Source organism: Serratia sp. MF1(2023) (assembly GCF_030954545.1).
In the GTDB taxonomy this organism is placed as follows: Bacteria; Pseudomonadota; Gammaproteobacteria; order Enterobacterales; family Enterobacteriaceae; genus Serratia; species Serratia sarumanii.
Genome location: NZ_JAVHUX010000021.1, coordinates 48,563 through 65,525 on the forward strand (window position 1 = coordinate 48,563; position 16,963 = coordinate 65,525).

Below are 16,963 nucleotides of genomic sequence, written 5' to 3' on the forward strand. Positions count from 1 at the left end.
AACCTCATGGCCGGAGTTAAACCGAAAGCCCCGTGTCTTCTCGCAAAGCCGTCAACCTCACGGTTGTCGCCTGCATAGGGGCGCATTATCTCGGTAAGCCTGCTTTTCTTTGTGAAAGACAGCACTTTTACTAGGGGAATAGCCTCTGATTTACGTCGACAGATCTGATTCCATTTGCCGGCCAAGCTGCAACCCGCAGCCCGCTAATTGTTTGATTTCGCATTACGTCTTACGCCATTGCTGCGTTTTTGCGCGATCAGACAAATTTTATAATTCCACCGTTTTCCCTGTTTAACGAGAATCAACGCGGAAAGTGACTGCATTATTCCACTGCTGATGCCGTTATAGCAAGGTGACTTTTCCTTAACTGCGGAAGAAATCGCAAACGTTCAAACCGGCTTGCTGCCTTATTGTCCGCTGGGGTTTCGCCCGCCGTCAGAGAGACAGTTAAGCACAGAAAAAGATGTGGCGCTATTCACGCGCTCTATTTAGAATCCCGCACCATGAAAACGAACAATCCAGCAGTACAATTCATCACGATTTCCGACGACGAAGCCGGTCAGAGAATCGACAACTTTCTGCTCGCTCGCCTGAAAGGCGTGCCGAAAAGCATGATTTACCGCATCGTGCGCAAAGGCGAGGTGCGGGTCAATAAAGGGCGCATCAAGGTCGAATACAAATTGGCGGCCGGCGACGTGGTGCGCGTGCCGCCGGTGCGGGTGGCCGAGCGCGAAGAGACGCCGGTGTCGGCCAAGCTGGATAAGGTAGCTGCGCTGGCCGATTGCATTCTGTATGAAGACGACCACCTGCTGATCCTCAACAAGCCTTCCGGCACCGCGGTGCACGGCGGCAGCGGCCTGAGCTTCGGCGTGATCGAAGGGCTGCGCGCGCTGCGCCCGGAAGCCCGCTTCCTCGAGCTGGTGCACCGTCTGGATCGCGACACCTCCGGCGTGCTGCTGGTGGCCAAGAAGCGCTCCGCGCTGCGCTCGCTGCATGAACAGCTGCGGCTGAAGGGCATGCAGAAGGATTATCTGGCGCTGGTGCGCGGCCAGTGGCAATCCCACTGCAAGGCCGTACAGGCGCCGCTGCTGAAAAACATTCTGCAAAGCGGCGAGCGCATCGTGCGCGTCAGCAGCGAAGGCAAGCCTTCGGAAACCCGCTTCAAGGTGGAAGAGCGTTACGAATTCGCCACGCTGGTGAAGGCCAGCCCGATCACCGGGCGCACTCACCAGATCCGCGTGCACACGCTGCATGCCGGGCACCCGATCGCCTTTGACGATCGCTATGGCGACCGCGAGTTCGATCGCCAACTGGCGGGTACCGGCCTGAAGCGGCTGTTCCTGCACGCCGCGGCGCTGCGCTTCGAGCATCCGGCCACCGGCGAAACGATGCGCATCGAAGCGCCGATGGACCAAGAGCTGCGCCACTGCCTGCAGGTGCTGCGCCGGCAGGTGGCCAAGTAATCCGCGTCAGACCAGCGGGTTGATGCCTTCAGCCCGCAACATGTCCAACAGCGCGATCAACGGCAGGCCGATCAGGGCGTTCGGGTCCCGGCCTTCCAACCTGTCGAACAGCGCGATCCCCAATCCCTCGCTCTTGAAACTGCCCGCGCAGTTCAGCGGTTGCTCCAGACGTACATAGGCGGCGATCTCCGCTTCGCTCAACGCGCGAAAATGCACGTGGAACGGCTCGCACAGGGCCTGCAGCTGCTTGCTGCGGCCGTTGTACAGCGCCAGGCCGGTATAGAAGGTCACGGCCTGGGCGCTGGCCTGGCGCAGCTGCGCCCGGGCGTTTTCCTCGGTATGGGGCTTGCCGGTGATGTTGCCATCGATCACGCAGACCTGATCGGAGCCGATGATCAGATGCTCGGGATAGGCGAGGGCCAGCGCCTGAGCCTTCGCCGCCGCCAGGCGCAGCACCAGCGCTTCGGCGCTTTCGCCCGGCAGTGGGGTTTCATCCACCTCGGGTGCGGCGCAGTCGAAGGGCAGCCGTAACTTCTCCAGCAGCATTTTTCGATAGGGTGAGGTGGAGGCTAAAAGCAATCTCTGCATAATTTTTTTCGCAAACCGTAGCGTAAATGGGTATGGCATTTTAAACTGTCGGCCGCTGTGGAAGCGAATATTGGTGAAAGGAGCCGTTTTACGGCCTTTTTCTTTGACTCTATGTCGTTACAAAGTTAATATGCGCGCCCTATGCAAAAGGTAAAATTACCCTTGACCATTGATGCGGTACGTACCGCTCAGAAACGCCTGGACTATGCTGGTGTCTATGCGCCTGAGCAGGTTACTCGTGTTGCCGACTCCGTGGTCAGTGTGGACAGTGATGTCGAGGTGTCGTTGTCGTTCAATATCGACAATCAACGCCTCGCGGTGATAACAGGGCATGCGGACGTCACGGTAACGTTGATGTGCCAACGCTGTGGAGTCCCGTTCGAACATCAGGTTCACACAACATATTGTTTTAGCCCGGTCGTCAATGATGAGCAGGCTGAGGCATTACCGGAAGCGTACGAACCGATCGAAGTTGACGAGTTTGGCGAAGTCGATCTGTTGGCGATGATTGAAGACGAAATTATTCTTTCACTGCCTGTCGTTCCGGTACATGAATCTGAACACTGTGAAGTGTCCGAAGCGGACATGGTATTTGGCCAACTGCCTCCCGAGGCGGAGAAACCGAATCCGTTTGCCGTATTAGCCAGTTTAAAGCGTAAGTAATTGAGGAGTAAGGTCCATGGCCGTACAACAGAATAAACCAACCCGTTCCAAGCGTGGCATGCGTCGTTCTCACGATGCTCTGACCACGACTACTCTGTCTGTAGACAAAGTATCCGGTGAAACTCACCGTCGTCACCACATCACTGCCGACGGTTTCTACCGCGGTCGCAAGGTTATCGGCTAAGTAGCGATACCTTGACTCGTCTAACCCTGGCGTTAGATGCAATGGGCGGGGACTTCGGTCCCTGCGTCACAGTGCCTGCTTCGTTGCAGGCACTGGCCTCTAATTTACAGCTTCATCTCCTGCTGGTCGGCAATCCCGACGTCATCTCCCCTTTGCTTGCCCACGCCGATCCGGTTCTTCTGGAGCGTCTGCAAGTCGTGCCCGCCGAGTCCGTGATCGCCGGCGACGCCAAACCTTCACAAGCGATACGCGCCAGCCGCGGCACGTCGATGCGCATTGCGCTCGAGCAGCTCAGCAGCGGTAAAGCGCAGGGCTGCGTCAGCGCCGGCAATACCGGTGCGCTGATGGGATTGGCGAAGCTGTTGGTCAAGCCGCTGGAAGGCATCGAGCGCCCGGCGCTGATGACGGCGATCCCGAATCAGCAACGCAGTAAAACCGTGGTGCTGGATTTGGGCGCCAACGTCGAGTGCGACAGCACCATGCTGGTGCAGTTTGCCGTGATGGGCGCGGTGATGGCGGAAGAGGTGATCGGCATTGCGCAACCGCGGGTGGCGCTGCTGAATATTGGCGAAGAAGAGACCAAAGGCCTGGATAATATCCGCGAAGCGGCCGCTGTGCTAAAAAATACTCCGGCAATCAACTATATTGGTTACCTGGAAGGAAACGAGCTGCTCACCGGTAAGACCGACGTGTTGGTGTGCGATGGCTTCGTGGGCAACGTCACCCTGAAAACCATGGAAGGGGTGGTCAGGGTGTTCTTATCGCTGCTGAAATCGTCCGGCGACGGCAACAAGCGAGCGTGGTGGCTGAAATTGTTGGGCCGTTGGTTGCAAAAACGGGTGGTTAAGCGGTTCGGCCACCTGAACCCCGACCAGTATAATGGCGCATGTCTGTTAGGATTGCGCAGCACCGTAGTCAAGAGCCACGGCGCTGCGAACCCTCACGCGTTTGCAGTCGCAATCGAACAGGCTGTGCAGGCGGTGCAGCGGCAAGTCCCGGAAAGGATTGCTGCGCGCCTTGAGGCTGTATTACCTAAGAGTGACTGATCGTACATGTATACAAAGATTCTCGGTACGGGGAGTTATTTGCCCGTACAAGTGCGCACCAATGCTGATTTGGAAAAAATGGTGGATACCTCTGACGAGTGGATCGTCACGCGTACCGGTATCCGCGAACGTCGCATCGCCGCTGCGGATGAAACCGTCGCGACGATGAGCTTCCAGGCCGCTGAGAAAGCGCTGGAAATGGCAGGTGTGGCTAAAGAAGACATTGGGCTGATCGTCGTGGCGACCACCACGACCACTCACGCGTTCCCGAGCGCGGCGTGCCTGGTGCAGCAAATGCTGGGCATCAAAGACTGCGCGGCGTTCGATCTGGCTGCGGCCTGCGCCGGCTTTACTTATGCGCTCAGCGTGGCCGATCAGTACGTGAAGAACGGCGCGGTCAAACATGCGCTGGTTATCGGCGCGGACGTCTTGTCGCGCACGCTGGATCCTGAAGATCGCGGCACCATCATTCTGTTTGGCGATGGCGCAGGGGCGGTGGTGCTGGGGGCTTCTGAAGCGCCGGGCATTCTGTCTACCCATCTGCATGCCGACGGCAGCTACGGCAACCTGCTGACGCTGCCGTACAAGGATCGCCAGAATCAAGACAAGCCGGCCTATGTCACCATGGCGGGCAACGAAGTCTTTAAGGTTGCGGTTACCGAGCTGGCGCGCATCGTCGACGAGACGCTGCAGGCCAACAACATGGACCGCAGCGAGCTGGATTGGCTGGTGCCGCACCAGGCCAACCTGCGCATCATCAGCGCAACGGCGAAAAAACTGGGCATGGGGATGGACAAAGTGGTGGTGACGCTCGATCGTCACGGCAACACCTCTGCCGCCTCGGTGCCTTCCGCACTGGACGAAGCGGTGCGCGACGGGCGAATTCAGCGTGGCCAACTGGTGCTGCTGGAGGCCTTCGGCGGCGGCTTTACCTGGGGCTCGGCGCTGGTTCGTTTCTGATTTGGACAGGAAGAAAAAATGACGCAATTTGCTTTTGTTTTCCCGGGCCAGGGGTCGCAGACCGTTGGCATGCTGGCCGAGTTGGCCGCACAGTTTCCGATCGTCGAAGAAACCTTCGGCGAAGCCTCTTCCGCACTGGGGTACGACCTGTGGCAGCTGGTGCAGCAAGGCCCGGCGGAAGAGCTGAACAAAACCTGGCAGACCCAACCGGCTCTGCTGGCCGCCTCGGTGGCGATTTTCCGCGTTTGGCAGCAGCAGGGCGGTAAAGCGCCTGCGCTGATGGCGGGCCACAGCCTGGGCGAATACTCGGCGCTGGTCTGCGCCGGCGTGCTGGACTTCAAGGCGGCGATCCGTCTGGTCGAGCTGCGCGGCAAGCTGATGCAGGAAGCGGTGCCGGAAGGCACCGGCGCGATGTACGCCATCATCGGTCTGGACAACGACGCGATCGCCAAGGCGTGTGAAGAGTCTGCGCAGGGGCAGGTGGTTTCTCCGGTCAACTTCAACTCGCCGGGCCAGGTGGTCATCGCCGGCAACAAAGAAGCGGTTGAGCGCGCAGGCGCCGCCTGCAAAGCCGCAGGCGCCAAGCGCGCGCTGCCGCTGCCGGTGAGCGTGCCTTCGCACTGTGCGCTGATGAAACCGGCCGCCGACAAGCTGGCCGTGGCGCTGCAGGACATCACCTTCAACGCGCCGCAGGTGCCGGTGGTGAACAACGTCGACGTGCGCACCGAAAACGATCCGGAAGCGATCCGTAGCGCGCTGGTGCGTCAGCTGTACAGCCCGGTGCGTTGGACCGAGAGTGTAGAATTTATCGCAGCACAGGGAGTGACGTCGCTGCTGGAAGTGGGGCCGGGCAAAGTGCTGACCGGTCTGACTAAACGTATTGTTGACACCCTGACGGCTGCGGCGGTGAACGACACCGCCAGCCTGTCGGCGGCGCTTGAACAATAAAGAGGAAAATGATGAGCTTCGAAGGTAAAATCGTTCTGGTCACCGGCGCGAGCCGCGGTATTGGCCGAGCTATTGCAGAAACGTTTGTGGCACGCGGCGCCAAAGTGATCGGCACCGCGACCAGCGAGAGCGGCGCTGAAGCGATCAGCAGCTACCTGGGCGCAAACGGCAAAGGGTTTATGTTGAACGTTGTTGATGCGCAATCTATCGACAGCGTGCTGGCATCGATTCGCGCCGAATTTGGCGAAATCGACATTTTAGTGAATAATGCCGGCATCACGCGTGATAACCTGCTGATGCGTATGAAGGATGATGAGTGGGAGGATATCCTCGACACCAACCTGACTTCCGTATTCCGCCTGTCAAAAGCGGTAATGCGCGCTATGATGAAAAAGCGGTTTGGCCGTATCATCACCATCGGTTCCGTTGTCGGCACCATGGGGAACGCAGGGCAGGCGAACTACGCGGCGGCTAAAGCCGGTCTGATTGGTTTTAGCAAATCTTTGGCACGTGAAGTTGCTTCGCGTGGCATTACGGTCAACGTCGTGGCACCTGGCTTTATTGAGACGGACATGACACGGGCGTTGACAGATGATCAACGCGCAGGCATTTTGTCATCAGTTCCAGCCAACCGGCTGGGCGATGCTAAAGAAATCGCCAGCGCTGTTGCATTTTTGGCCTCTGATGAGGCCGGCTATATCACCGGTGAAACGTTACATGTCAATGGCGGCATGTACATGATTTAAAAAATGTGAAAACCATTTGCGTTATTTGAGGCAAAAACCGCAAAATAGCGTAAAATCGTGGTTTGACCAGCCGGGATTTAGTTGCATCTTTTTCAGCATTTTATACACTACGAAAACCATCGCGAAAGCGAGTTTTGATAGGAAATTTAAGAGTATGAGCACTATCGAAGAACGCGTTAAGAAAATCATTGTTGAGCAACTGGGTGTTAAACAGGAAGAAGTTTTGAACAACGCTTCTTTCGTTGAAGATCTGGGCGCTGATTCTCTTGACACCGTTGAGCTGGTAATGGCACTGGAAGAAGAATTCGACACCGAGATTCCAGACGAAGAAGCTGAGAAGATCACTACTGTTCAGGCAGCTATTGATTTCATCAACGCTAGCCAGCAGTAAGAGAACATATCTAGGCGGTCGCTCGACCGCCTAAGTTTTTTCTATCCCTAGTGTCATATTTTTCCCTCCCTGGAGGACAAACGTGTCTAAGCGTCGAGTAGTTGTGACCGGACTGGGCATGTTGTCTCCTGTCGGCAATACGGTAGAGTCCACGTGGAACGCTCTTCTTGCCGGTCAGAGTGGCATCAGCCTGATCGACCATTTCGATACCACTGCCTATGCGACCAAGTTTGCTGGCCTGGTAAAGAATTTTAATTCCGAGGATTTCATCTCGCGCAAAGATGCGCGCAAGATGGACGCCTTTATCCAGTACGGTATCGCTGCCGGCATGCAAGCCATGCAGGATGCAGGCCTGGACATCACCGAGGCTAACGCCAGCCGCATTGGAGCCGCGATCGGTTCCGGCATCGGCGGCCTGGGTTTGATCGAAGAAAACCACAGTTCACTGGTTAACGGTGGCCCACGGAAAATCAGTCCGTTCTTCGTGCCATCCACCATCGTGAATATGATTGCCGGTCACCTGACAATCATGTACGGCATGCGTGGCCCAAGCATTTCCATCGCCACCGCCTGTACTTCAGGTGTGCACAACATCGGCCATGCGGCGCGTATCATTGCCTACAATGATGCGGACGTGATGCTGGCCGGTGGGGCAGAGAAAGCCAGCACCCCATTGGGCGTCGGCGGCTTTGGCGCAGCGCGCGCCCTGTCCACTCGTAATGACAACCCGCAGGCGGCGAGCCGTCCGTGGGATAAAGACCGCGACGGTTTTGTGCTGGGCGACGGCGCCGGCATGATGGTGCTGGAAGAGTACGAGCACGCGAAAAAGCGCGGCGCGAAAATCTACGCCGAAGTGGTGGGCTTTGGGATGAGCAGCGATGCTTATCACATGACGTCGCCACCGGAAAACGGCGCAGGCGCTGCGCTGGCGATGGAAAATGCCCTGCTTGACGCCGGTGTGACCCCGTCACAAATCGGCTACATCAACGCGCACGGCACCTCTACGCCGGCGGGCGACCAGGCGGAAGCGCAGGCGGTGAAATCCGTCTTCGGCGCCGATGCAGAGCGCGTGCTGGTGAGCTCGACCAAATCGATGACTGGCCACCTGTTGGGTGCGGCAGGCGCGATCGAGTCTATCTTCACCGTGCTGGCGCTGCGCGATCAGGCGGTACCGCCAACCATCAACCTGGATAACCCGGATGAAGGTTGCGATCTGGACTTCGTGCCTCACGAAGCGCGCCAGGTCAGCGATATGGAGTTCAGCCTGTGTAACTCCTTCGGCTTCGGCGGCACCAATGGCTCGCTGATCTTCCGCCGAGTGTAACTCGCGCTGTGGATAGCTGATGAAAAGCCCGGTTTTTTAACCGGGCTTTTTTACGCCTATCGTCTGGACACCAACAGGGCTGCGTATCGCCTCGTCGCCTGCTATCCTGCGAGCGTAATGAAATCACCCGGCAACAGGAGGGAGCATGTACTGGATTAACGGACAACGCCACGATGCGCTGGCGCCGAGCGATCGCGGCCTGCAGTTCGGCGATGGCTGCTTTACTACCGCCCGGGTTATCGATGGTAAAATCGAGCTGCTGCCCTGGCATCTGGAGCGGCTGCAGCAAGCGGCGCAGCGGCTGATGCTGCCCGCCACCGATTGGCTGGCTTTCGAGCGGGAGATGGCGCTGGCGGCCGAATCAATTCCGCTCGGCGTGGTCAAAGCGATACTGACGCGCGGCAGCGGCGGGCGGGGTTACAGCCCGACGGGGTGCGAAAACCCGACGCGCATCGTGGCCCGCAGCAGCTACCCTGCGCACTATTTGCAGTGGCGCGAGCAGGGCATCACGCTTGCGCTCAGCCCGGTGGCGCTGGCGCGCAATCCGTTGCTGGCGGGGTTGAAGCATTTGAACCGCCTGGAGCAGGTGCTGATCCGCGCGCATCTTGACCAGACGGCCGCCGACGAGGCGCTGGTGCTTGACACTGCCGGTATGCTGGTGGAATGCTGTGCGGCTAATTTGTTCTGGCGTAAGGGAAAAGCGGTATTTACCCCGGATCTGAGCCAGGCAGGCGTCGCGGGCCTGATGCGGCGGCGGGTGATCGCGCTGCTGGCGGGCTCGGAATACCGTCTGCAGTGCGTCAGTGAACCGCTGGAGACGCTGGCCGATGCCGACGAAGTCCTGGTGAGCAATGCGCTGATGCCGCTGCTGCCGGTAAACGCTGCGCAATCATGGCGTTATGCTTCGCGCCAGCTGTATGATTTTTTGCGTCCACACTGTTAACCATGGCTGATTGATGAAGAAAAGAAAGCTGAAGGTCCTGTCTATTATTGTTGTTCTGGTATTGGCGCTGCTGTTTTGGGGCCACCAGAAGATCGAACGCTTTGCCGATACGCCACTGGCTATCCAACAAGAAACCATCTTCAAACTGCCGGCCGGCACCGGTCGGGTGGCGCTGGAAGGGCTATTGGTGCGCGATAAGCTGGTGCGCAACGGCCGCTGGTTCCAGTGGCTGCTGAAGCTGGAGCCGGAGCTGGCGGAGTTTAAAGCCGGCACCTACCGGTTCACGCCGGGCATGACGGTGCGCCAGATGCTGAAACTGTTGGCCAGCGGCAAAGAGGCGCAGTTCACCGCACGCTTTATCGAAGGCTCACGCCTGCGTGACTGGCAGCAGGTGCTGCAGCAGTCCAAATACCTGAAACACACCCTGGCGGGCAAGAGCGAAGCGGAGATTGCCGCCGCGCTCGGCATTCCTGCGGGAGAAACGCCGGAAGGGCATTTGTACCCGGATACCTATCAGTATACCGCCGGCATGAGCGACATCGCGCTGCTCAAACGCGCACACGTGCGCATGAACAAAGCGCTGCAGGCCGCCTGGGCCGGCCGCGACACCAGCCTGCCGTATAAAACGCCGGAAGAGCTGCTGACCATGGCCTCGATCGTCGAGAAAGAGACCGCGGTGCCGGAAGAGCGCAGCAAGGTGGCGTCGGTGTTCGTCAACCGCTTGCGCATCGGCATGCGCCTGCAGACCGATCCGACGGTGATCTACGGCATGGGCGAAAGCTATAATGGCAACATCACGCGCAAGGATCTGGAGACGCCGACGCCGTACAACACCTATGTGATCGCCGGCCTGCCGCCAACGCCGATCGCCATGCCGGGTGAGGCCTCGCTGCAGGCGGCCGCCAATCCGGCCAAAACGCCTTATCTCTATTTTGTCGCCGACGGCAAGGGTGGGCATACCTTCACCACCAATCTGGCGAGCCATAACCAGGCGGTGCGCGTGTACCGTCAGGCGTTAAAGGAAAAGAATGAAAAGTAAATTCGTTGTTATCGAAGGGCTGGAAGGCGCGGGTAAAACCACCGCGCGCGATACGGTGGTCAAGGTGCTGCGCGAACACGGCGTCAGCGACATCGTCTTCACCCGCGAGCCGGGCGGCACGCCGCTGGCGGAGAAGCTGCGCGATCTGTTCAAGCGCGGCATCGACGGCGAATTGCCGACCATCAAGGCCGAAGTATTGATGCTGTACGCCGCGCGTGTGCAGCTGGTGGAAACCGTGATCAAACCGGCCCTGGCGCGCGGCGCCTGGGTGGTGGGCGATCGCCACGATCTCTCTTCACAGGCTTACCAGGGCGGCGGCCGCGGCGTGGATCCGCAGCTGATGAGCTCGCTGCGCGACACCGTGCTGGGGGATTTTCGCCCGGACTTGACGGTGTATCTCGATCTGCCGCCGCTGGTCGGCCTGCAACGCGCACAGGCGCGCGGTCAGCTGGATCGCATCGAACAGGAGGCGCTGCCGTTCTTCGAACGCACCCGCGCTCGCTATCTCGAGCTGGCGGCGCAGGATGAAACCATCGTCACCGTCGACGCCGCCCAGCCGCTGGAGCAGGTGACCGCGGCGATCCGCGACTGCGTCGGCCACTGGCTGCGGCAGCAGGAAGGCGCATAATGAACTGGTACCCGTGGCTGAACGGCCCTTATCGCCAGCTGATTGGGCAGTACGCCGACGGCCGCGGCCATCATGCGCTGCTGCTGCACGCGGCGGCGGGCAACGGTGACGATGCGCTGGCCTACGGCCTGAGCCGCTGGTTGATCTGCCAGCAGCGCAACGGTGAAAAAAGCTGCGGCGAGTGCCACAGCTGCCGGCTGATGCTGGCGGGAAACCACCCGGATTATCACGTGCTGGCGCCGGAAAAGGGTAAGAGCAGCCTGGGCATCGAGCCGATCCGCCAGGTGATTGAAACGCTGTACGCCCACGCGCAGCAGGGCGGCGCTAAAGTGATTTGGCTGCCGCAGGCGGAACAGCTGACCGAGGCGGCGGCCAACGCGCTGCTTAAAACGCTGGAAGAGCCGCCGGAGAAAACCTATTTTCTGCTGGGCTGCCGTGAGCCGTCGCGGCTGATGGCGACGTTGCGCAGCCGCTGCCTGTATTGGCATTTGGCCAGCCCGGATGAGCAACTCAGCCTGCAGTGGCTGGGCCGACAGGCGGCCGGCTCTCAGACGGACCGCCTCACGGCGCTGCGCCTGCACGACGGCGCGCCGCTGGCCGCCGAACAGCTGTTGCAGCCGCAGCAGTGGCAACAGCGCAGCGCCCTGTGCGCCACGTTGAGCGCCGCGCTGCCGCAGCGCGATATGCTGTCGCTGCTGCCGGTGCTGAACCATGAAGACGTCGCCGAGCGCCTGCACTGGCTGTGCGCGCTGCTGGTGGACGCGATGAAGTGGCAGCAGGGCGCGCATCACTATGTATTGAATCAGGATCAGCAGCCGCTGGTGCATCAGTTGGCCAGCCTGCTGAGCAGCGCCTCGCTGCAGCAGATCGTGCAGCAGTGGCTGAACTGCCGCCATCAGCTGCTCAGCGTGGTGGGCGTCAACCGCGAGCTGCTGCTGACCGAACAGTTACTTCGCTGGGAACAGATGCTCGGCGCCGCCGGCTATTCCCACCCTCATTCGCTGTAAAGTAAAAGAGTTAAAAATTATGTTGTTAGTCGATTCTCATTGCCACCTTGACAGTCTGGATTATCAAACGCTGCACCAGAATGTGGACGATGCGCTGGCCAAAGCCAAGGCGCGCGACGTCGGCTATGTGCTGGCGGTTGCCACCACGCTGCCGGGTTACCGTTCCATGACCGAGCTGATCGGCGAGCGCAACGACGTGGCCTTCTCCTGCGGGGTGCATCCGCTCAATCTGGAAGAGGGGTATGATTACGCCGAACTGCGTCGCCTGGCGGCGGCGGAGCAGGTGGTGGCGCTGGGGGAGACCGGGCTCGATTACTTCTACCAGAAAGACAACCTTGAGCTGCAGCAGGACTCTTTCCGCGAACATATCCGCATCGGCCGGGATCTGAACAAGCCGGTGATCGTCCACACTCGCGATGCGCGCGCGGACACGCTGGCGATCCTGCGTGAAGAGAACGCACAGGACTGCGGCGGCGTACTCCACTGCTTCACTGAAGATCTGGCCACGGCCGAAGCTCTGCTGAATCTGGGCTTCTACATCTCCTTCTCGGGCATCGTCACCTTCCGCAACGCCGAACAGCTGCGCGAGGTGGCGCGCTATGTGCCGCTGGATCGCATTCTGGTGGAAACCGACTCGCCTTATCTGGCACCGGTGCCGCATCGCGGCAAAGAAAACCAACCCGCCTATGTGCGCGATGTGGCTGAATACATGGCGGTATTGAAGGGCGTCAGCCTGGAACAACTGGCCGAAGCCACCACCGCCAACTTTTCACGTTTATTTCACCTCGAACTGTGATCTTTGACCTAGGCTATAGCTGTAGGTCATTGTCTGCGTAATTTTTTTTAAGCTCGTAATTAATCACTGAAACGGGTAAGGTTCCCTCCCGTTTCAAGGTGATTGATGCGTGTTTTTTGGTCTGTTTCGCCAAAAAACAGCCGGTTTATGCAAAGTTACCGCGGCTCGATCATCGAAACGTGATTGTCATCAAACATTGCGCAGGCTATTTATTTTACTCTGCGTAATAAATTCAAGGGGTGCTCAGACACCCTGAATTGCAGGGGTTTTTCTCCCCCCCTTGCAGCGCGAATCATCGCGAAAAGAAGTAGCAAAGCATTATTACTCAGGAGCACACTCAACTATGTTCAAGAACGCATTTGCAAACCTGCAAAAAGTAGGTAAATCGCTCATGCTGCCGGTGTCCGTGTTGCCTATCGCAGGTATCCTGCTGGGCGTCGGCTCCGCCAACTTTAGCTGGCTACCTGCGGTAGTCTCCCACGTGATGGCGGAAGCGGGCGGTTCGGTCTTCGCCAACATGCCGCTGATTTTCGCCATCGGCGTCGCTTTGGGCTTCACCAACAACGACGGCGTTTCCGCGCTGGCGGCGGTGGTGGCCTACGGCATCATGGTGAAAACCATGGCGGTGGTTGCGCCGCTGGTGCTGCACCTGCCGGCTGAAGAGATTGCGGCCAAACACCTGGCGGATACCGGTGTGCTCGGGGGGATTATCTCCGGCGCCATCGCGGCCTATATGTTCAACCGCTTCTTCCGCATTCAACTGCCGGAATACCTGGGCTTCTTTGCCGGTAAGCGTTTCGTGCCGATCATTTCCGGTCTGGCGGCGATCGTTCTGGGCGTAGTGCTGTCCTTCATCTGGCCGCCGATCGGTACGGCTATCCAGACCTTCTCGCAGTGGGCGGCTTATCAGAACCCGGTCGTGGCCTTCGGCATTTACGGCGTGGTTGAGCGTGCTCTGGTGCCATTCGGTCTGCACCACATCTGGAACGTACCGTTCCAAATGCAAATCGGTGAATTCACCAACGCGGCGGGCCAGGTATTCCACGGTGATATCCCTCGCTACATGGCGGGCGACCCTACCGCGGGCAAACTGTCCGGCGGCTTCCTGTTCAAAATGTACGGTCTGCCTGCTGCGGCCATCGCCATCTGGCACTCGGCCAAGCCGGAAAACCGCGCGAAAGTCGGCGGCATCATGATCTCCGCCGCGTTGACCTCGTTCCTGACCGGTATCACCGAGCCGATCGAGTTCTCCTTCATGTTCGTCGCGCCGATCCTGTACGTGATCCACGCTATCCTGGCCGGCCTGGCGTTCCCAATCTGCATCCTGTTGGGCATGCGTGACGGCACCAGCTTCTCGCACGGCCTGATCGACTTTATCGTACTGAGCGGCAACAGCAGCAAAATCTGGCTGTTCCCGATCGTCGGTATCGTCTACGGTCTGGTGTACTACACCATCTTCCGCGTGCTGATCGCCAAGCTGGATCTGAAAACCCCGGGCCGTGAAGACACCGCTGCCGAGCAGACTGCGCAGGGCGGTTCCGAAATGTCCGCGGCGCTGGTTCAGGCCTTCGGCGGTAAAGAAAACATCACTAACCTGGATGCTTGCATCACCCGTCTGCGCGTCAGCGTGGCCGACGTGTCCAAAGTTGACCAGGCGGGCCTGAAGAAACTGGGCGCAGCCGGCGTAGTCGTCGCGGGCTCCGGCGTGCAGGCCATCTTCGGCACCAAGTCCGACAACCTGAAAACCGATATGGACGAATACATCCGTAATCACTGATTCAGGCAGGGGAGTTACCAAGGGAGGCGAAAGCCTCCCTTTTTTATTGCCTGCCGTCAGGCACCAAGCCGCTGTTCGAGTTCGGCGAGAGAAGGGAGGAACCAGACCTGTTCGCCGCGGTTGGCCTCACGCACGAAATCTTGCAGCGCGTTGCTTTGCGCCAGCCAGGGGGAGATATCGCCCAGCAGCGCAACGCGCAGGCGGTAGTTGATGAATTTCTGCAATACGGCGCCGGCCACGCCGCTTCTGAGCTGGAAAAAGGCGGCGTCGAGGCGGTTGACGGGGAGGGCAATCATCCCGGCATCGTGTTCAAAGGCGGGCGCGATAAACAGGCTGACGTCATTTTCGTCTTTCAATGGCGGCCCGGCTTCGGCGAACACCACCAGGCGCAGATCGTGGATTTGCTGCACGGCGTAGCTCATCGGCGCTCCGGGAGTCAGGGCTTGGCGTGCTTTTGCAGGTAATGCTCGAACACCGCCAGCGTTTCGTCCGAGATATGGTGCTCAATCCCTTCGCTGTCCAGCTCGGCGGTTTCGCTCGGCACCCCGACGCACATCAGCAGATCGACCACGATGCGGTGACGGCGGCGCACCTTCTGCGCCAGCAGCTCGCCTTCCTCGGTTAAAAACACCCCGCGATAAGGGCGCGATTCCACCAGTCCGGCGCTTTTCAGCCGCGCGATATTTTTGATCGCCGTCGGGTGAGACACGCCGAAGCGGCGCGCGATATCGGTGGTTCTGGCTTCGCGGGTGCTTTGCAGCAAATCGGCGATCAGCTCAACGTAATCTTCGATCAGCGCATTGGACTGCGCTTCGCGGGCGCGGCTAAAACGCAGGGCGTGCTCGGCCTCGTCCGGCATGTCGGTCTGGGCGTGGCGATCGGCGTTATCTGGCGCGCGGGTAACCATAGCGTGGGGCGTCCTGTAAGCATAAAAATGGCGTCTCCCGGCAATGCGGGGAGGGTTGCCCTAAGTTAGTCCAAATAGCACACATTATCAATTCGATGCCATGCATTGTGGTAGTTAGAAATATCTCTACACAAAGCCAATGAATTTCGCCTGTTGCATAAAGTGTAGCCGATGCTACATTGTCGGCATGGTAGGTGGAAAAATAACCAGTGAAAGATTGAGGGTAATTCATGCGTGACGCGGCAACCACTCCATCGTTAACCGAACGGACCAACATTGCGATTGGCGCCGCCCTTGCCGGACGCAAGCGCGGCGCCTTTACGCCGTTGCTGTTCGCCGGCCCGGCGGTGATTGCCTCTATTGCCTATATGGATCCCGGCAACTTCGCCACCAATATTCAGGCCGGGGCGAAATACGGCTACAGCCTGCTGTGGGTGGTGGTGATGGCCAACCTGATCGCCATGCTGTTCCAGGCGCTGTCGGCCAAGCTCGGCATCGTCACCAATCGCAATCTGGCGGAGATGTGCCGCGACCAGTTTTCACGGCCGGTAGTGATCGGCATGTGGCTGCTCAGCGAAGTGGCGGCGATGGCCACCGATCTGGCGGAGTTTCTCGGCGGGGCGATCGCGCTGGCGCTGCTGTTCCATATGCCGCTGCTGGCGGGGATGGGGGTGACGGCGGTGATCACCTATGCGCTGTTAATGGTGGAAAAGAAAGGTTTCCGCCCGGTCGAGCTGATGATCGGCGGCCTGGTGGGCATCATCGCGCTGTGCTATCTGGTGGAGATGTTCATCGTACCGGTGGACTGGCAAGCGGCCGGCCTCGGCATGGTGACGCCACAGTTGCCGGACGCGCAGGCGCTGACCATCGCCGTCGGCATTATCGGCGCAACCGTGATGCCGCACGCCATTTTCCTGCACTCGGGGCTGACCCAGCACCGTAGCCCGGCCAGCGACAACGGCGAGCGGCGCAAGCTGCTGCGTTTTTCCAATATTGAAGTGGTGATCGCGCTGGCGCTTGCCGGGCTGGTGAATATTGCGATGGTCATCATGGCCTCGAGCGCCTTCCACGCCGGTAACAGCGACGTGGCCGAAATTGGCACCGCCTACCATACGTTGACGCCGCTGTTCGGCGCGGCGGCCGCCGGCATCTTCCTCACTTCGCTGATCGCCTCCGGCATTTCCAGCTCGGTGGTGGGCACCATGGCCGGGCAAATGATCATGCAGGGCTTCGTTGGCTTCCGCATCCCGGTGTGGGTGCGCCGCCTGGTCACCATGGTGCCGGCGTTTATCGTGGTGGCGATGGGCGTCAACGCCACCGACGCGCTGGTCTATAGCCAGGTGGTACTGAGCCTGGCGCTGCCGGCGCCGATGATTGCGCTGGTGATGTTCACCCGCCGCCGCGACATCATGGGCGAGTTCGCCAACGGCCGCTGGACCAGTCTGGCGGCGGTGGTCGGCACGGTGGTGATCGTGCTGCTCAACGTGGTGCTGCTGTTGCAGACCTTCGGCGTCGATATTCCCGGTTTGGGGTGATCTTGCGAGCCGCGCGGG

At 59.5% G+C, this 16,963-nt stretch carries 19 protein-coding genes; 16 read left to right on the top strand and 3 right to left on the bottom strand.

Annotated features, from left to right (window positions below; all coding sequences use genetic code 11):
• Nucleotides 1-503 precede the first annotated feature (503 nt).
• Nucleotides 504-1,463: a 23S rRNA pseudouridine(955/2504/2580) synthase RluC gene (gene rluC, locus REA38_RS12860; RefSeq protein WP_033646448.1), complete on the top strand. Its 960-nt coding sequence runs from the start codon at nucleotides 504-506 to the stop codon at nucleotides 1,461-1,463.
• 6 nt (nucleotides 1,464-1,469) lie between these two features.
• On the opposite strand, the gene REA38_RS12865 is transcribed toward rluC, so the two are convergent.
• Nucleotides 1,470-2,051, bottom strand: coding sequence for a nucleoside triphosphate pyrophosphatase (locus REA38_RS12865; RefSeq protein WP_048321419.1), 582 nt, complete (start codon nucleotides 2,049-2,051; stop codon nucleotides 1,470-1,472).
• 141 nt (nucleotides 2,052-2,192) lie between these two features.
• Here REA38_RS12865 and yceD point away from each other — a divergent pair, with 141 nt between their 5' ends.
• The 14 genes from yceD to ptsG all read left to right on the top strand — a co-directional run bounded on the left by yceD (nucleotide 2,193) and on the right by ptsG (nucleotide 14,503).
• Nucleotides 2,193-2,714, top strand: coding sequence for a 23S rRNA accumulation protein YceD (gene yceD, locus REA38_RS12870; RefSeq protein WP_004927780.1), 522 nt, complete (start codon nucleotides 2,193-2,195; stop codon nucleotides 2,712-2,714).
• A 16-nt stretch (nucleotides 2,715-2,730) separates the two neighbouring features.
• Entirely contained in the window at nucleotides 2,731-2,898 is a 168-nt protein-coding gene (gene rpmF, locus REA38_RS12875) for a 50S ribosomal protein L32 (protein WP_004927778.1), read from the top strand.
• An 11-nt stretch (nucleotides 2,899-2,909) separates the two neighbouring features.
• Nucleotides 2,910-3,944: a phosphate acyltransferase PlsX gene (gene plsX, locus REA38_RS12880; RefSeq protein ID WP_071883797.1), complete on the top strand. Its 1,035-nt coding sequence runs from the start codon at nucleotides 2,910-2,912 to the stop codon at nucleotides 3,942-3,944.
• 6 nt (nucleotides 3,945-3,950) lie between these two features.
• Nucleotides 3,951-4,904: a beta-ketoacyl-ACP synthase III gene (locus REA38_RS12885; RefSeq protein WP_025302411.1), complete on the top strand. Its 954-nt coding sequence runs from the start codon at nucleotides 3,951-3,953 to the stop codon at nucleotides 4,902-4,904.
• An 18-nt stretch (nucleotides 4,905-4,922) separates the two neighbouring features.
• Nucleotides 4,923-5,852 carry an ACP S-malonyltransferase gene (gene fabD, locus REA38_RS12890; RefSeq protein WP_015377451.1) on the top strand — a complete coding sequence of 310 codons (930 nt, stop codon included), beginning with the start codon at nucleotides 4,923-4,925 and terminating at the stop codon, nucleotides 5,850-5,852.
• 11 nt (nucleotides 5,853-5,863) lie between these two features.
• Nucleotides 5,864-6,598, top strand: coding sequence for a 3-oxoacyl-ACP reductase FabG (gene fabG, locus REA38_RS12895; protein WP_016928193.1), 735 nt, complete (start codon nucleotides 5,864-5,866; stop codon nucleotides 6,596-6,598).
• Between the two features lie 154 nt (nucleotides 6,599-6,752).
• Nucleotides 6,753-6,989, top strand: coding sequence for an acyl carrier protein (gene acpP / locus REA38_RS12900; RefSeq protein WP_004719003.1), 237 nt, complete (start codon nucleotides 6,753-6,755; stop codon nucleotides 6,987-6,989).
• An 82-nt stretch (nucleotides 6,990-7,071) separates the two neighbouring features.
• The gene (gene fabF / locus REA38_RS12905) at nucleotides 7,072-8,313 is read left to right on the top strand and encodes a beta-ketoacyl-ACP synthase II (protein ID WP_033638042.1); all 1,242 of its coding nucleotides are present in this window, start codon (nucleotides 7,072-7,074) and stop codon (nucleotides 8,311-8,313) included.
• Between the two features lie 145 nt (nucleotides 8,314-8,458).
• Nucleotides 8,459-9,256 (top strand): aminodeoxychorismate lyase, encoded by a 798-nt coding sequence (gene pabC / locus REA38_RS12910; RefSeq protein ID WP_049197997.1) that lies wholly within the window; start codon nucleotides 8,459-8,461, stop codon nucleotides 9,254-9,256.
• A 13-nt stretch (nucleotides 9,257-9,269) separates the two neighbouring features.
• Nucleotides 9,270-10,295 carry an endolytic transglycosylase MltG gene (gene mltG / locus REA38_RS12915; RefSeq protein WP_049232147.1) on the top strand — a complete coding sequence of 342 codons (1,026 nt, stop codon included), beginning with the start codon at nucleotides 9,270-9,272 and terminating at the stop codon, nucleotides 10,293-10,295.
• The gene (tmk, locus tag REA38_RS12920) at nucleotides 10,285-10,923 is read left to right on the top strand and encodes a dTMP kinase (RefSeq protein WP_308886000.1); all 639 of its coding nucleotides are present in this window, start codon (nucleotides 10,285-10,287) and stop codon (nucleotides 10,921-10,923) included. The genes mltG and tmk overlap by 11 nt, the downstream gene beginning before the upstream one ends.
• Complete coding sequence (holB, locus tag REA38_RS12925) at nucleotides 10,923-11,930, top strand: DNA polymerase III subunit delta' (protein ID WP_077038951.1); 1,008 nt, start codon at nucleotides 10,923-10,925, stop codon at nucleotides 11,928-11,930. Before tmk ends, holB begins: the two co-directional genes overlap by 1 nt.
• Nucleotides 11,931-11,949: 19 nt before the next feature.
• Nucleotides 11,950-12,726, top strand: a complete 777-nt coding sequence (locus REA38_RS12930; protein ID WP_308886002.1) for a metal-dependent hydrolase — start codon at nucleotides 11,950-11,952, stop codon at nucleotides 12,724-12,726.
• Between the two features lie 343 nt (nucleotides 12,727-13,069).
• On the top strand, nucleotides 13,070-14,503 hold the full coding sequence (gene ptsG / locus REA38_RS12935; RefSeq protein ID WP_016928184.1) for a PTS glucose transporter subunit IIBC: 1,434 nt from the start codon (nucleotides 13,070-13,072) through the stop codon (nucleotides 14,501-14,503).
• Between the two features lie 56 nt (nucleotides 14,504-14,559).
• Here ptsG and REA38_RS12940 read toward each other — a convergent pair whose 3' ends face one another.
• Nucleotides 14,560-14,925 (bottom strand): DUF4180 domain-containing protein, encoded by a 366-nt coding sequence (locus tag REA38_RS12940; RefSeq protein WP_060420596.1) that lies wholly within the window; start codon nucleotides 14,923-14,925, stop codon nucleotides 14,560-14,562.
• Between the two features lie 14 nt (nucleotides 14,926-14,939).
• Nucleotides 14,940-15,410: a manganese-binding transcriptional regulator MntR gene (mntR, locus tag REA38_RS12945; RefSeq protein ID WP_033638048.1), complete on the bottom strand. Its 471-nt coding sequence runs from the start codon at nucleotides 15,408-15,410 to the stop codon at nucleotides 14,940-14,942.
• A gap of 230 nt (nucleotides 15,411-15,640) precedes the next feature.
• On the opposite strand from mntR, the gene REA38_RS12950 reads away from it, so the two are divergent.
• The gene (locus REA38_RS12950; protein ID WP_308319009.1) at nucleotides 15,641-16,945 is read left to right on the top strand and encodes an Nramp family divalent metal transporter; all 1,305 of its coding nucleotides are present in this window, start codon (nucleotides 15,641-15,643) and stop codon (nucleotides 16,943-16,945) included.
• Nucleotides 16,946-16,963: the final 18 nt, after the last annotated feature.